Genomic DNA, 15230 nt, shown 5'->3' on the forward strand with positions numbered 1-15230 from the left:
ATCACCTCCTGGTGCTACCGAGCAGATCGGCCCGCGGGTCGAACGACGACGTCGCCTCGGCATAGGCCTCCAGCGCACTGGTGGCCGCCTCGTCCAGCTTCTGCGGCACCGCCACCTCGACGGTGACCAGCAGATTGCCCTTCTTCCCGTTCCTGCGCTCGACCCCACGCCCCGACACCCGGAACGTCCGGCCGCTGGCGGTCCCCGGCGGGATCCGCAGCGAGACGGTGCTGTCGAGCGTCGGCACCGTCAGGGTCGCACCCAGAGCCAGCTCGGGGAAGGTCACCGGCACGGTGAGGGTCAGGTCGTCGGAGTTCTTCGACGACCGCCCGAAGATCCGGTGCGGGGTGACCGAGACCGTGACGTAGAGGTCACCGGCGGGTGCGCCGCCGCGACCGGGCTCGCCCTGGCCCGCGAGCCGGACCTTCTGCCCGTCGTCGACGCCGGCGGGGACCCGCACCGTCAGCGACCGGGTCCGGGTGGACACGCCGTCGCCGTGGCACTCGGGGCACGGGTCGTCGATGATGCGGCCGGTCCCGCGGCAGTCGCGGCACGGCTCGGAGAACGAGAACGCGCCCTGGCTGCGGTTCACCAGACCCTGACCGGAGCAGGTCGGGCAGGTGCGCGGGGTGCTGCCGGGCCGGGACCCGGTGCCGCCGCAGCGCTCGCAGCGCCCCGGCGAGGACAGCTTGATCGGCACCGTCGCGCCGCGCACCGCGTCGTCGAAGGAGATGGTCAGGCTGCTCTCGACGTCCTGACCGCGGCGGGCACCGGCCGTGCCGTACCCGCCCGCACCGCCGGCGTTGTTCCGCGCGGTGCGGCCGAAGATGTCGCCGAGGATGTCGCTGAAGTCGCCGGCCCCGGCACCGCCGGAACGGCCGGCCTGGCCGAACAGGTCGTTGATGTCGAAGCCGCCCTGGCCGGCGCCACCGGGACGCGCACCACCGGGGAAGCCACCGCCGGTGCCGAACCCGCCGAAGCCGCCGCCGCCCGCGAACATCGCGCGGGTCTCGTCGTACTCCTTGCGCTTGGACTCGTCGCCCAGCACGCCGTAGGCCTCGGAGACCGACTTGAAGCGGGCCTCGGCCTTCTCGTCACCGGGGTTCGCGTCCGGGTGCAGCTCGCGGGCGAGCTTGCGGTACGCCTTCTTGATCTCGTCCTGGGACGCCGTCGAGGAGACGCCCAGCTCGCGGTAGAAGTCCTTCTCGATCCAGTCGCGCTGGGTCACTCCGCCTCCTTCCCGATCAGACCCGCGGTGCGGCGGGAGACTCGTCGCCTCCCGCCGCACCGCGCGGTCACGTCCCTGTCCGCCCTGGTCAGGCGGGGTTCTGCGGCTCGCCGTCGCCGGCGTCCGCGCCGCCGTCGGCGGCATCGGCCCGGGCCTGCTCGGAGACCTCGGCCTCCGGGCGGTCCTGCACGGTCACCATCGCGGGGCGGAGCACCCGGTCGGCGATCCGGTAGCCGCGGCGCAGGACCGTGGACAGCACGGTGACCGTGGGGCCGGAGCCCTCGGCCGGCTCGTGCTGCACGGCCTCGTGCAGCGACGGGTCGAACGCCTCGCCCTCGGCCCCGAAGGGCTCGAGGCCGAGCTTGGAGAGCACCCCGGTGACCTTGTCGGCCGCCGACTTGAACGGCCCGGTGAGGTCGCCGTGCTGCTCGGCGCGCTCGAAGTCGTCGAGCACGACCAGCAGGTCGCTCGCCACGGAGACCTTGGCGTCGACCCGGGTCTGCTCGCGGTCACGGTCGGCCCGGCGCCGGTAGTTGGCGTACTCGGCGCTGACCCGCTGCAGGTCCGCGGTGCGCTCGGCGACCTCGGCCCGCAGCTTCTCGACCTCCGGGTCCTCCCCGTCGGCCGGGCCCGCGACCTGCTCGCCGTCCCCGGCCGGGGCCGCCGTGTCGGCGGCCCCGGTCGTGTCCGCACCGTCCGTCGCCGGACGGGCCTCGCCGGTCTCCGGGTCCACCTTGCGGCGGTCCCGGAAGGTCACCGGCTCCTCCTGCTTCTGCTCGTCTGCCATGTCGACCGTCCTGTCGTCCCGTGGATGGCCGCCGGCCGTCACTTGTCGCCCTTGGCGTCCTTGTCGTCGTCCACGATCTCGGCGTCGACGACGTCGTCCTGCGCGTCGGACGCGGCACCGTCCGCAGCACCACCGGCGGCCCCCGCGGCGCCCTCGGCACCGGGCTGGGAGTACAGGGCGGACCCCATCTTCTGGGACTCGGTGGCGAGCTTCTCCATCGAGGACTTGATCGCCTCGTGGTCGGTGCCCTTCAGCGCCTCCTGGGTCTCACCCAGGGCGGCGTTCACCGCGTCCTTGACGTCGGAGGGGAGCTTCTCGTCGTTCTCCTTGACGAACTTCTCCGTCTGGTAGACGAGGGTCTCCGCCTGGTTGCGGGTCTCCGCCTCCTCGCGACGCTTGGCGTCCTCCTCGGCGTGCGCCTCGGCCTCCTTGACCATGCGGTCGATGTCGTCCTTGGACAGCGCCGAACCGCCGGTGATCGTCATCTCCTGGCTCTTGCCGGTGCCCATGTCCTTGGCGGACACGTTGACGATGCCGTTGGCGTCGATGTCGAAGGAGACCTCGATCTGCGGGACACCGCGCGGCGCCGGCGCGATGCCGGTCAGCTCGAACATGCCGAGCTTCTTGTTGTACGCGGCGATCTCGCGCTCGCCCTGGAAGACCTGGATCTGCACCGACGGCTGGTTGTCGTCCGCGGTGGAGAAGATCTCCGAGCGCTTGGTCGGGATCGTGGTGTTCTTCTCGATCAGCTTGGTCATGACGCCGCCCTTGGTCTCGATGCCCAGGGACAGCGGGGTGACGTCGAGCAGCAGGACGTCCTTGACCTCACCGCGGAGCACACCGGCCTGCAGCGCGGCACCGGCGGCGACGACCTCGTCCGGGTTGACGCCCTTGTTCGGCTCCTTGCCGCCGGTCAGCTCCTTGACGAGCTCGGTGACGGCGGGCATCCGGGTGGAGCCACCGACGAGGACGACGTGGTCGATCTGGTTCACCGAGATGCCGGCGTCCTTGATGACCTGGTTGAACGGGTTGCGGGTGCGGTCCAGGAGGTCCTGGGTGATCCGCTGGAACTCCGCGCGGGACAGCGTCTCGTCCAGGAACAGCGGGTTCTTGTCCGAGTCGACCGTGATGTAGGGCAGGTTGATGCTGGTCGACGAGGAGCTGGACAGCTCGATCTTCGCCTTCTCCGCGGCCTCACGGAGCCGCTGCATCGCCATCTTGTCCTTGGTCAGGTCGATGCCCTGGGAGGACTTGAACTTGTCGACGAGCCAGCTGACGATCCGCTCGTCCCAGTCGTCGCCACCGAGGTGGTTGTCGCCGTTGGTGGCCTTGACCTCGACCACGCCCTCGGCGATCTCCAGCAGGGACACGTCGAACGTGCCGCCACCCAGGTCGAAGACCAGGATGGTCTGCTCCTTGTCGCCCTTGTCGAGGCCGTAGGCCAGCGCGGCCGCGGTCGGCTCGTTGACGATCCGGAGCACGTTCAGACCGGCGATCTGGCCGGCCTCCTTGGTCGCCTGGCGCTGCGCGTCCTCGAAGTACGCCGGCACCGTGATGACGGCGTCGGTGACCTCGTCGCCCAGGTAGGCCTCGGCGTCCCGCTTCAGCTTCTGCAGGACGCGGGCACTGATCTCCTGCGCCGCGAAGGTCTTCCCGTCGATCTCCGGCGTCTTCCAGTCGGTGCCGATGTGACGCTTGACCGAGCGGAACGTGCGGTCGGAGTTGGTGACGGCCTGGTTCTTCGCCGACTGACCGGTGAGAACCTCGCCGTTGCGCGCGAACGCGACGATCGACGGAGTGGTGCGGGCACCCTCCGAGTTCGCGATCACCGTCGGCTCGCCACCCTCGAGGACGGCGACGACGGAGTTGGTGGTCCCGAGGTCGATACCGACCGTACGAGCCATGGTGACTGCCTCCGAGATGTGTGGGGTGTGAGTGCGTCCGGCTCAAGTTGTACCAGGCCGGGGAGCGCCTCGTGCATCGCCCTTGAGTGGGTCCTGCTCAACTTGCTCTCATGGGGGTCAACGGGCGACCCGGAAGACTTGTTCCCGGGGGACTCAACTTTTATCCACGACGTTCGCGGGCGCTCCGAACGGCCGTCGACGGGGGTGGGGCGGGCTAGCCTGTGGCCGCTCGATCGTCGACGGAGGATCACCGTGCTCGTACCGGCTGCGCGTCGGGTCGCTCTGGGGTCGGCGGCCGTCGTCCTCACCGTCGCGGTCACCTCGTGCAGCCCCGGCGCCACACCGCCGGGACCGGACTCGCCACAAACGGCCCAGCCGGGTCCGATCGACGTGACGAGCAGGCATCCCTGCGATCTCCTGTCCGCACCGGCCCTTCGGACGCTCGAGCTCCGCGATCCCCGGGCGAACGATGCGGTGATCCGCGGAACGCGGTCCCCTTCGTGCGGCTACTTCGGCACCGGAACCCCGCGGATCGACATCAACCTGCAATTCCTCCCGCTCGCCGCGACAGATCTCCGGTCAACCGACTCCTCCTCCGGCCGGACCCGGGGATACGACGTGATCGAGAACGAGCGGTTCACAGCCCGGCTGGCCGTGTGCGAAGCCGTCGCCGACACCGACGACTCGACATCCGTACGAGCCCAGGCCTCGGTACCCACCGACGAACTGCGCGAGGCCGGTAGTCCCGTACGCGCACCCTGTGAAAGGGCCAACGAGGTCCTCGACGAGGCACTCGCGATGCTCGCTCCGCGCTGACCCTTGCGATTCGCGACCGCGAAGCAGTCGCTCGAAGGACCCATGCTCGTACGGACCGCCGACTACCTTGCCCGCCCATGAGTTCGTCGGACCCGCAGACCTTGAACGACCTGACCAGTCAGGTGTCTCCCGACAACGTCCTCGGCGTCGGTCGATCACTCGCACAGCAGGCCGAGGCCATTCGCGCCGCCCTGCAGAACGCGCTCGGCTGCACGGTCGGCCCGTGCGGTGAGGACCCGATATCGGGGATCGCGACACCGGTGTTCGACGAGAAGTTCGCTGCCATCATCGATCGTCACGTGGCGCACCGGATCGAGCTGGAGCACGCCGTCACATCACTACGCGCTGTTGCCGCGTCGTACCGGATCGATGAGGCCGCGATCGAGAGGTCCTTCCGGGCCTGATCGTCGCTCACCACCACGAGGACACGGGAATGGCGTTCCACCAGGGCTTCAACTTCGCCGCCACGTCGCTTCAGGAGAAGTACGCCTGGGTGGTCGGGAAACCCGGCTCGACAGCGGTCGCCGACGCCGCAGCCGCACTCCGCACCGCGGACGCCGAGCTGCGCTCCGCATCGGACGAGGCCCGGAAACGCATGGCCGAGCTGGGCATCTCCTGGCAGGGCCCCGCCGCGGCCGCCGCCCAGCAGTCCCTCGACGGCATCACCACCTCGATGATGTGCACCGCCCCCGTCACCGCGAACGGCGCGACCCAGCTGGACGCCTACGGGCAGTCCTTCGACCGCGCCCAGGCCGCCATCGCCGCCCTGGATCCCACCCCGCCGGGCATCTTCACCAGCGGTGTCCGCAACCTCCACCTGCTGGCGAGCACCCCGTTGACCGGGCTGAGCGCCACCGTCGCCGACTACGTCACCTCGCTCGAACGCGACCAGCGGCACAGCGAGGAGGCCGACCGCGTCCTCCAGGAGCATCTCGACACGGCGTCGGCGATCGACGACCGCTTCCGCACCGTCGACCCGGGGTCGGCCGCGACGCCCACCGGTGCGGGAGGTCCGGCGCCGGGCTCGGCCGGGGCCGGCGGTCACGGCCCGGCCGGTGTCGGGGCCGGCGGAGCCACCCCTCTCGGCGGAGGCGGTCCGGGAACCGGCGTCCCGGATCAGCCGGGCGGCGGGCCCCGCCCCGGACCGGACGGCGTCGGTGCTCCCGGCGGGCCGGGGACCGACGGGCCGGGGACCGAGGGATCGGGGTTCGTCGGATCGGGCCCCGGCACGCCGGACGTCGGGAGAACCGCGGGGCCCGGTGGTCCCGGGACCACCGGCGACGGCGTGGCCGACCGGGACCGGGGCACCGGGCTTCCCGGGCCGGTCGACGTCGTCGCACCCCAGCACCTCGACCCGACGACCACGCCCGCCCCGGACCCGTACCGGCCGGCCGCGTCCCCGGGCCCGTACCCCACGACGACACCGGGCCCCGACCCGCTCGCCACCCGCGTCGACCTCGGACGCCGGTTCGGCGAACGGACCCGGGCCCAGCCGCTCGTCCCGCCGTCGGCCCGTGGTCCCGAGTACGGCGACCGGCTCCCCGGCGGCACGGGATCCGGTGGCGCGCGCCTGCACGAGCAGTTCGGTCCCGGCGCCCGGACCGCCGAGCCGGCCTGGTCCGCCCGCCCCGGCGAGAGCACCGGACGCGGCGCCCCCGGCGGCTACGGCCCGGTGGCCGGCGGCGCGGGCACCCGCGACACCCGGGACCACCGCAACCGCTACGTCGTCCCCACCGACGAGGTGTTCGACATCGAGATCGCCGCGACCGACGCCGTCCTGGCCCCCGAGGAGCCCCACCGATGATCGACTGGAACCGCGCCACCGTCCTCACCGCCGCCGAGTTCGACGTCGCCCGGGACCTGCTCGACCTCGGTCGCAACCCCGCGGTCCTGGAGCTGCTCAGCCCCGGGTTCACCGACGTCGAGCGGGCCCGTGTCGTGCGGGGGTGTCTCGACACCCTCGCCGCACGCGGCCTGTTCACCGGCACCGCGTTCGAGCCGGACCTGGTCGGCGACCTGCGCACGGTCGTCGCACCGGAGTTCCAGCACGACCTCGTGGTCGCACCGCCGTCGTGGCAGCGGGCGCTGGTCGCGCGGCGGGCCGGGCGCGCGGTGCTGGCCACCCGGATCGGCGACGACGTCGCGCTGGTCCGCGTCCCGCCCGACGACGCGTCGGCCGTCCTGGTCGAGCTGCTCGGCGAGGTCGTACCCGGCCCCGGGGCCGGGGTGCGGATCCCCGTCGCGGTGCTGGGCGAGGCTGCCGAGCGCGCCGACGGCGATCCCGACCGGCTCGTCCACGAGCTCCTGCGGCGGGGCTGCAGCGGGACCGAGGCCGAGATGCTGCGGCGGATGGGGCAGGTCGAGGGCGTCGCCCAGCTCGGCGCCGGCCGGAAGGGACCCGACCCGTGCCGCGCGCCGGGCGTCCTCCTGGTGCACGCCACCACGGACGGCTGCTACGTCCAGCGGCGCCCGACCCCGGACGTCGTCGGCGGCCCGCTCCCCGACGACGCCGTCGTGCACGCCGGTCCGGCCGACGCCGCGTACCTGGTCCGTGAGCTGGACCGGCTCGCCGACGCGGCGCAGCGCCGTCGCGCGCCGGTCGGGACGCACCGGGCCTGGTGAGGGGGCCGGGAACTCGCTCACCGGGTGAGCGGATCCGCAGGGGAGGTGTCCCTGCCGCACGCCGAGATGCAGCTCAGCGGGCTGTGGAGATCGACGATTCCCGCTGAGGTGCATCTCGGCGACACCCCCGCGCACCGGGCCGGACCCGACCGGTGCGAGCAGCAAGCGGCGACGCGGGGCGCGGTCAGCGCAGGACGACGGTCCCCCGCGGCACCTGCCCCGCCGACGCCGGCGGCACGGTGTCGGGCACCTCCACCCGGACGGGCAGCGACCCGGGGACGACGCGGTCGTCGGCGTCGCGGTACTCGAGGTCGCCGTCGGGCCCCAGCTCGGTGACGTAGCCGTGTGTGGCGAGCTGGGCGTCGTCGAGCTCGGTCAACGGTTCGGCCCGCACCGCGGACACGGCGTACTCCGGCCAGTCGACGCCGGGGTAGGCGTCGTGCAGGTCGGTGAGCAGACCGACGAAGACCTGCTGCCAGCGCAGCGGCATCGACTGGGCCAGTGACCGCGGCACGACGAGGTGGTCCGGGCAGGCACCGGGCGCCGCGGAGTCGAGATAGTCCGAGAGCGGGGAGCGCATGTCGCCCATGATGGCGCCTCGACCCCGCTCAGGCGGGGTTCGGCGTGGTCCCCGGCCGGGTGGCGAGCGGGACGAGATCGGAGAACTCCCACGACACCGGCTGCACGCGGACGGGGAAGTTGCGGTTCGGCGCCTCGACCATCTTGCCGTCGCCCAGGTACATCATCACGTGGTAGATCGTGGTCGGGTCCGAGGTGTCGTGCGCGTAGAAGAGGAAGTCGCCCGGCTGCATGTCCCGGACCGGCAGGTGGCCGCCGGAGTTGTACTGGTCGCGCGACACCCGCGGGATCGTGACGCCGGCCGCCCGGTACGACGCCTGCAGCAGGCTGGAGCAGTCCCAGGAGTCCGGTCCGGTCGCGCCCCACACGTAGGGCTTGCCGAGCTCGCCGAGCGCGAAGCCGATCGCGGCCCCGGCGACGCCCGGGGGCAGCGCGCCGGTCGTACCGGGGGCGCAGCCCGTCGGGTTGGCGACATCGCCGATGTTCTCGACCAGCGACGCGGCCAGGCCCTCCCACTTGGCGTAGGCGTCGGGGAAGGCCGAGCGCTGCACGGTCTGCGCGGCCTTGGTGACCGGCATCGAGTCCCAGCCCGGCACCTCCATCAGCCGTTCGTAGAAGATGCGGCTGCTGTAGGCGGGGTCGGTGACCTGCGCGGGGGTGCCCCACCCCTGCGACGGCCGCTGCTGGAACAGCCCGAGCGAGTCCCGGTCGCCGTAGTCGATGTTGCGGAGCGTCGACTCCTGCATCGCGGTGGCCAGCGCGATCAGCCACGCCTTCGGCGGGAGCTGCATGTCCTTGGCGACCGAGATGATCGCGGCGGCGTTCTGCCTCTGCTCGTCGGACAGCGTCTCGAAGGTGGCTCCCCCGCCGCCACGGCCGACCGTCGCGGTCGAGATCCCGGTGTCGCACCAGGCCGCGTTCGACCGGCCGCCGCCGAGGTTGGGGCTGAACGCGAGAAAGCCGACGGTCAGGAACAGCACCAGCGCCATCCCGATCGCGAGGAACGGCAGCAGCAGCCGCAGCGGCCGCAGCGCACGCGTCAGCGGAGTGCTCATGCCCGGTCGTAGCGGGACACCTTCCAGCCCGCCTCGGTGTCGACGACCAGGATCCGCAGGGTCAGCGTGTCGGTCGGCACGGTGACCTCGATGCTCTTCGGCGCGACCCGGGTCGGGGTCGCGGGCCCGGTGACCCGGGAGGCGGGCACGTTCGACGGGTCGACGCCCGCGAGCACGCCGAGGAACTCGTCGGTCGTGTACGGCCGCAGCCCGGCGACCCACTGCTGGGAGGTCATCCCGTCGGGATGGTTCACCCAGGCCGCCGCCCACACCCGCGCCGTCTCCAGCGCCTGCCGCGGGGCCTGCGACACCGGCAGCGCCTCGGGGGTCAGCTCGGGCACCGGCGGCAGCAGCGTCGGGGTGGGCGTCGCGGAGACGCCGGACGACCCGCTGTCCCACCGGTTGCCGCCGGAGCCGCCCCCGGCGATCAGACCGCCGGACGCCGCCCCGCCGGAACCGCCGAGCGAGACCAGCCCGAACACGAGCCCGCCCAGGACCACCACCGTCACGGCGAGCCGGGCGGGGGAGCGCAGCGGCCACTGCCACACCGCGCGGTAGGCGCCGGCGCGGCCGCGGGAGGACCTAATCGGCACGGTCGCCGCCGGTGCGGGCCGCCCGCGGGCGGTAGATCTTGTAGACGGGCACGCCGTCGACGAGCTCCGGGCTCACCGGGGTCGGGTCGCCGGGGCGGCGGGGCCCCGCGTCGTCGCGGCGGTAGATGGAGCGGTCGTCGACCTCGCCGGGGTCGACCCGCGTGGCGAACCCGGTGTCGGGCCGCCCGGACGCCCCGACCGGCAGCGCCCCGCGGCGCGGCTCGGCGATCCGGGCCGCCTGGGGCGAGGACACGTCCGGTGCCGCGCGACGACGGACCCGGGCCCCCGGCCCGGCCGCGGTCTCGGCCTCCGGTCGCGCCGCGCCCGGGTCGCCGGACCCGCCGGGGCCGCCGCGCTCGGACCACCAGCGGGACTGGCGCTCGTCGGCGTCGTTCGGGCCGCGCATCCGGTTCCACACCCGCGACACCGGGCCGCCGTTGATGCCGGGGACGATCCCGCCGAACTGCTCACGGGTCAGTGTCACCATCGACACCAGCCGCCGGAACGGCCGCGCGACCGCCCACAGCACGAGCGTGACCACGCCGGTCACCAGCAGCGCGAGCCACAGGTCGACCCCGGACCCTGGGGCGAACAGCGACACGACCAGCAGCGCGTGCAGTCCGGCCAGCGCCCCGACGACGAGGGTGTTCACGATCGCGGCGCCGCCGATGCGCAGGATCGCCGGGATGACGTCCGGTTTCAGCAGCGCGACGACGGCGATCGCCGGCGCCGTCACCACCATCAGCCGGATGATCAGCAGTGCGACCAGCACCAGGACCTTGGACAGCAGCTGGAACAGCGCGATGCACGCGGCCTGGATCAGCGCGAGCGTCCCGGCCCCGATCCGGCTGCCGGAGGCCCCGGTGAAGTACGGGTAGCGGTCCCCCATGCGGTCGGCGAGCGCAGCGTACTCGCCCTTCTTGCGCTCCGCCGTCTCGGACGTGTCCTGGCCCTGGTCGATCTCGTCGATGGTGAACGCCTGCGCCCGCAGCAGGTCCCGGCCCAGCTCCTGGGCCTGCGGGACGTCCGGCGCGCCGAACGTGCCGCGCAGCCAGTTCTGGTAGGCGACCTGGTCGACGAGCACCGTCGGGAGGGTGTCGCGGGTGCCCAGCCCGACCTGGCCGAGGAAGCCCTCCTGCATCTGCGTGACGCCGTCGAGCAGCAGGTTGTCCGCGGCGCGGGACCAGTCGACCGGTGCGAGGTAGGCGGCGGAGCCGAGCATCAGCGCGAGTACGGCGATGCCGGTGCGCTGGGCCTGGCGCGCGAGCTCCCCGCGCATCGCCAGCAGCAGCACGATGATCGCGAAGCCGAGCAGGCCGAGGCCCACCCAGGTGGTGAACACGGTCTCGTACATCGCCCGGGTCGCGGTGGTGATGACCTGGTCGAGCGGCGCGAACAACGACCCGCCGTCGGCGATGAGGTAGTGCGCCCAGTTCACCCCACCGACGGTCAGCTTCGCCAGGTTGAAGACCTGGTTGCCCAGCCACGTGTCGGTGGTGACCGACGGGTTCAGCACCCCCGACGTGGCGCAGCCCAGGTCGTAGTTGTGCCAGACGAGACCGGCGTAGCCGACCTCCTCGTAGACGCTGCCGGCCTCCCCGTGCAGCGCCGAGGGCCGGTCCAGCGAGCCGACCAGCCCGGTGCCGGGGCGGTCCGGTTCCGGCGGGGACTTGCAGTCCAGCGCCTGCGCCATGGCCGGCGAGCCGAGCAGCAGCGTGCCGCCGGCGATCGCGGTGACCACCAGGACCGCCGTCCGACGACGACGGCGGCGGGTCACCCCGGGCGTCTGCGGCGTACGGCGGCGGGTCCTCCGCACCGAGACGACGACGGCCGCGAGCAGCACGCCCAGGACGACCCAGACGCCTGCGCCGCCGGACGGGTCGAGGCCCGCCGTCACCGTCCGTCCCCGTCGGGGGGAGCGGCCGCGGGGTGGCCGTTCGTGGCCGCCGTCCCCTTCGACGGGCCGGTGCCGTTCGTGGGGGCGGTGCCGTCCGCGGAGGCGATGCCGTCCGCGGAGGCGGGCTCGTCGACCACCCAGTCGTCGTCGAGCTCGTCGAGCAGGTCGAGCTGCTCGTCGTCGTAGAGCTCCGCGCGGCCGACGGCGGCGTCGGTCGCGGCGACCGACACGACCTGCACCCCACCGGCACGGATCCCGCCGGCCAGGACCGGGTCGTCGTCGCCGGGGCCGATCCGGGTGTCGGTACGCAGGTCGATCTCGTCGCCGTCGAGGTCGGGCAGCACCACGGGGGCGGGGGCGCGCCGGGCGGGCAGCGGGCTCGGCTCGTCGGGTGCGGTCATCTCGGGATGCCCGGGCGCGGTGATCGCCGGACCACCCGGCGGGCGCGGGGCGACGACGCGGGCGGCGTCGGGGTTGGTGTCGAGCGCCTCGCGGACGTGCTCCAGGTGCGGTGCCTCCAGGTCGATGCGGACCTTCTCCACGCCGCCGTGGCCGTCGGCGAAGACGAACTGGCGGGGCGCGTCGTCGGGCCGGTCGTCGTGGCGGGGGCGCGGGGACAGGGTCCCGAGCATCTCCTCGTAGCCGACGTCGGTGGGCACGCGCAGCAGCCGCAGCGCCTCGGACTGGGCCTCCTCGTCGTCGGTCCGGCCGACGAACACGGCGTTGACCAGCGACGCGAAGCCCGAGACCCGCAGCAGGTCACCGGCCAGCTGGGAGGCGAACAGGGCGCGGACGTTGAACTTGCGGGAGTCGCGGGCGAGGCGGTCGATGAGCACCTTGCCGGTGGGCACCTGGGACAGGAAGTGCGTCTCGTCGAGCGCGACGCCCTTGCGCAGGTTGCGGTCGGCGTCGTAGATCGTGCGCTGGGTCAGCCAGGACGCCAGGTTCAGCAGCTCGACGCCGAGCGACTCGTTGTCGGTCCACTCCTCGCGCGGACTGCCCGGGCGCGGCAGCGACAGTCCCTGCATCGTCAGCACGGTGAGCCGGTAGTCCCGGTCGGCCTGCCAGGGGTCAGCCCGGGTCTCGTCGGGGAACAGCAGCGCGGCCTGCGGCAGCTCGCGCCGCTCGTCGAGGAAGTCCGCGACGACACCGGCGTGGTCCTCGCCCTCACCGGCGTGCCGGCGCAGCGCGTCGATGACCATGCCCGGGTGCCGGTCGGGCGAGCCGCCGACCTCGCGGACCGCGCGGAGCAGCACGATCCGGGTGTGGGGCTGGCGGGCGATCTCGTAGGGCAGCAGCCCGGACAGCACGTCGAGCACCAGCCGACGGCGGGTGGCCGCGGCCAGCGAGCGCTCCCGCTTCCAGGCGCGCTCGGGGTCCTCGTCGTCGAGGAAGTGGTCCGGCCGCGGCTCGGCGACCACCCGGTACGGGTTGAGGATGCCGGGGTCGGCGCGGAGCAGGTTGATGTGCCGGGAGAACGGCGCCAGCTCCGGCAGCCGGGTCAGCTCGGCCAGCGGCCCGGACGGGTCGAGCACCGTCCAGCGGGCCCCGGCGCGCAACGTCTTGTAGACGACCAGCCCGGTCAGGAACGACTTGCCCGAGCCCAGCCCGCCGACGATCGCGGTGAGCCCGGACGCGCGTCGCACCTCCTGGGCGAGCCACGGGTCCCAGGCCACCGGACGCCGGGTCGCGGTGCAGGTCTCGCCGAGCATGATCCCGCGCCGGTCGCCGACACTGGCCGTCGCGGCCGGGACCGCGGCGGCCGCCCAGGTGACCGACCCGCGTCGCCGGTAGGCCGTCGCGGCCAGCGGCTCGCCGGGGATGAACTCGCGGGCGTAGCGGTACTGCGCCTCGGGGTGCTCGATCTGCACCTTGGGCCGGTACAGGTCGACGACCTGCTGGGCGCGGGTGGTGGCCTCGGCCTCGTCGCGGCCCGAGACGGCGATCCGCCACCAGCCGTAGAGACGGGTGTTGAGCTGGGTGAGCCCGGTGGTGAGCTCGTCCTCGACCTCCAGGACCCGGTCGGCCTGCCGCGCGAGCGACATCGGCGGGTCGAGGTCGTGGTCGTGGGTGTAGTGCCGGATCTGGCTGCGCACCTTGCCCATCTGGCGCTGCAGCTCGCCGGTGACGTCCTCCGGACGGCGCACGTAGATCCGCGCGGACCACTCCACCGGGAACGGCAGCCGGTCGGAGTGCTGCATCCACGGGTCGTCGATCTCGGGGATCCGCAGACCCTCCATCAGCCCGACGCTCAGCACCGCGACGTTGCGGGTGACGGTCTGGCTGCGCATCCGCCCGACGACCTGCACCGTCGGCGCGTAGGGCTCCTGGTGCAGGTCGACGCCCTCGGTGAACGCGGCGAGGTCCTCCGGCTCCCAGGTCGACACCCCGCGCGGCACCGAGGAGAGCCCGCGCGGGGCGGGCAGCCCGAGGGCGACCGAGCGGTGCATCAGCCAGGCCATGTCCTCCGCGCTCGCGGGGACGGCGTCGAGACCGGACCCGGCGACGAGCACGTCCAGGTGGTTGATCTCGGTCTCCAGCGCGGCGAGCTCGGCCTTGACCGCGGAGGGCACGAGGCGGTCCAGGACGGGCGCGGCGCGCTCCACCCAGCGGTCGATCAGCCCGCGGCCGGAGACCTCGATGCCGAGGAAGACCTCCTTGTCCGCCATCGACAGCCCCATCAGGTGGCGCTGCTCGCCCTCCAGGAACCCGTCCCAGCCCAGGGCGCCGGGCACGTCGGGCATACGGCCGATCGCGTTCTGGTCGAACGACTCCGCCCACATGTGCACCGGGTAGGGCCGGGTCGTGACGCGCAGGTGCAGCCAGCGCCCCTGCAGCTCGCCGAGCTGCGCGGCGATCTGGCGGATCAGGACCTCGCGCTGGTTGTCGCTGCGGAAGCTCCACGCCTGCGCCGCGAGCCGGTACCAGGCCATGACCTGCCCGTTGGTACGCGTGATGTGCCCGTCGATCGAGCGCAGCGCGATCGACGGGGTGTAGTCCGAACCGCCCTCGCCGGCACGGGCCCGGCCGCGCCGGGCCTTCGGCCGGGGGGTCCGCTCAGGTGCGGCCACGGTGGCCACTCCGGCGCCACGGGTCGGGACGGGGGGTGCGCGCGGGCACGCTCGCGCCGCGACCGCTGCCACCGCCGCGGGCCCGGCGGAAACGGCTCCGGCGCGGCGCGCTGCCCGGCTCCGGCAGTGGCGGGACCACGCGCGCGGGTGCGGCGACCGGCGCCTCGAGCCCCGGGACCACCGGAGCGGTGGTGGCGGGCGTGTCCACGACGGCGTCCACGGTGACCGGCGGCTGCGTCCCCGCGGCGTCGATCCGGGTGCGCTGCGCGGTGGACAGCGCGGGGGTCCGGCCACCGGCCGACGGGACGCCGGGGTGGGCACGGGTGGTGTGGACGCGGACGTGCCCCGCGCGGACCGAGCCGCCCGCGGCCTTCCGGCCGGCCCGCGGCCCGGTCACCTCGGCCCAGAACTGGCCGAGGACCTGGCCCAGCGGCCGCTCGTAGTCGATCTTCTTGCCGAGCAGGCGGGTGATCGCGACGGTGCCGACGAGCGCCCAGGCCACGGAGAAGAAGTCCAGGCCGATACCGAGCCGGCGCTGGACGAACATGATCAGCATCATGACGAGGAGTCCGACGCCGTAGCTGACGTAGCGGGCACGCCAGGGGAAGGTGGCCCGTGGCGGCCCGAGCCAGACGGCGTCGACGCGGTAGACCTCGTCGTCCGTGCGAACGAGCACGG

13 protein-coding genes are annotated in these 15230 nt (G+C 73.5%); 4 read left to right on the top strand and 9 right to left on the bottom strand.

Features of this window, described 5'->3' with window-relative positions; all coding sequences use genetic code 11:
• Window position 1 precedes the first annotated feature (1 nt).
• The 3 genes from dnaJ to dnaK form a co-directional block, all read right to left on the bottom strand.
• Complete coding sequence (dnaJ, locus tag ZF1_RS26615) at window positions 2-1228, bottom strand: molecular chaperone DnaJ (RefSeq protein WP_073576055.1); 1227 nt, start codon at window positions 1226-1228, stop codon at window positions 2-4.
• Window positions 1229-1316: 88 nt separating this feature from the next.
• Window positions 1317-2015, bottom strand: a complete 699-nt coding sequence (gene grpE, locus ZF1_RS26620) for a nucleotide exchange factor GrpE (protein ID WP_073576148.1) — start codon at window positions 2013-2015, stop codon at window positions 1317-1319.
• 38 nt (window positions 2016-2053) lie between these two features.
• Window positions 2054-3919, bottom strand: a complete 1866-nt coding sequence (gene dnaK / locus ZF1_RS26625; RefSeq protein WP_482638603.1) for a molecular chaperone DnaK — start codon at window positions 3917-3919, stop codon at window positions 2054-2056.
• Between the two features lie 252 nt (window positions 3920-4171).
• On the opposite strand from dnaK, the gene ZF1_RS26630 reads away from it, so the two are divergent.
• The 4 genes from ZF1_RS26630 (at window position 4172) to ZF1_RS26645 (ending at window position 7357) form a co-directional block, all read left to right on the top strand.
• On the top strand, window positions 4172-4735 hold the full coding sequence (locus ZF1_RS26630) for a DUF3558 family protein (RefSeq protein ID WP_482638604.1): 564 nt from the start codon (window positions 4172-4174) through the stop codon (window positions 4733-4735).
• Between the two features lie 77 nt (window positions 4736-4812).
• Window positions 4813-5139, top strand: a complete 327-nt coding sequence (locus ZF1_RS26635) for a PE domain-containing protein (protein WP_482638605.1) — start codon at window positions 4813-4815, stop codon at window positions 5137-5139.
• A gap of 29 nt (window positions 5140-5168) precedes the next feature.
• Window positions 5169-6539, top strand: coding sequence for a PPE domain-containing protein (locus ZF1_RS26640; protein ID WP_482638606.1), 1371 nt, complete (start codon window positions 5169-5171; stop codon window positions 6537-6539).
• Window positions 6536-7357 carry an ESX secretion-associated protein EspG gene (locus tag ZF1_RS26645; RefSeq protein WP_405420911.1) on the top strand — a complete coding sequence of 274 codons (822 nt, stop codon included), beginning with the start codon at window positions 6536-6538 and terminating at the stop codon, window positions 7355-7357. The genes ZF1_RS26640 and ZF1_RS26645 overlap by 4 nt, the downstream gene beginning before the upstream one ends.
• A 184-nt stretch (window positions 7358-7541) precedes the next feature.
• Here ZF1_RS26645 and ZF1_RS26650 read toward each other — a convergent pair whose 3' ends face one another.
• From ZF1_RS26650 to ZF1_RS26675, 6 genes are read right to left on the bottom strand one after another with little or no spacing between them, the layout of a single operon-like run.
• On the bottom strand, window positions 7542-7937 hold the full coding sequence (locus ZF1_RS26650) for a hypothetical protein (protein WP_226367990.1): 396 nt from the start codon (window positions 7935-7937) through the stop codon (window positions 7542-7544).
• A gap of 28 nt (window positions 7938-7965) precedes the next feature.
• Window positions 7966-8991 (bottom strand): C40 family peptidase, encoded by a 1026-nt coding sequence (locus ZF1_RS26655; RefSeq protein ID WP_062398829.1) that lies wholly within the window; start codon window positions 8989-8991, stop codon window positions 7966-7968.
• Complete coding sequence (locus ZF1_RS26660) at window positions 8988-9584, bottom strand: hypothetical protein (RefSeq protein ID WP_062398831.1); 597 nt, start codon at window positions 9582-9584, stop codon at window positions 8988-8990. The genes ZF1_RS26655 and ZF1_RS26660 overlap by 4 nt, the downstream gene beginning before the upstream one ends.
• A complete protein-coding gene (locus ZF1_RS26665) occupies window positions 9574-11481 on the bottom strand; it encodes a hypothetical protein (RefSeq protein WP_251783388.1) in 1908 nt (635 codons plus the stop codon). The genes ZF1_RS26660 and ZF1_RS26665 overlap by 11 nt, the downstream gene beginning before the upstream one ends.
• Window positions 11478-14552, bottom strand: a complete 3075-nt coding sequence (locus ZF1_RS26670) for an ATP-binding protein (RefSeq protein WP_482638607.1) — start codon at window positions 14550-14552, stop codon at window positions 11478-11480. Before ZF1_RS26670 ends, ZF1_RS26665 begins: the two co-directional genes overlap by 4 nt.
• The gene (locus ZF1_RS26675; RefSeq protein WP_482638608.1) at window positions 14539-15228 is read right to left on the bottom strand and encodes a hypothetical protein; all 690 of its coding nucleotides are present in this window, start codon (window positions 15226-15228) and stop codon (window positions 14539-14541) included. Before ZF1_RS26675 ends, ZF1_RS26670 begins: the two co-directional genes overlap by 14 nt.
• Window positions 15229-15230: the final 2 nt, after the last annotated feature.

The sequence above is a fragment of the Pseudonocardia sp. ZF1 genome (genome assembly GCF_056835605.1).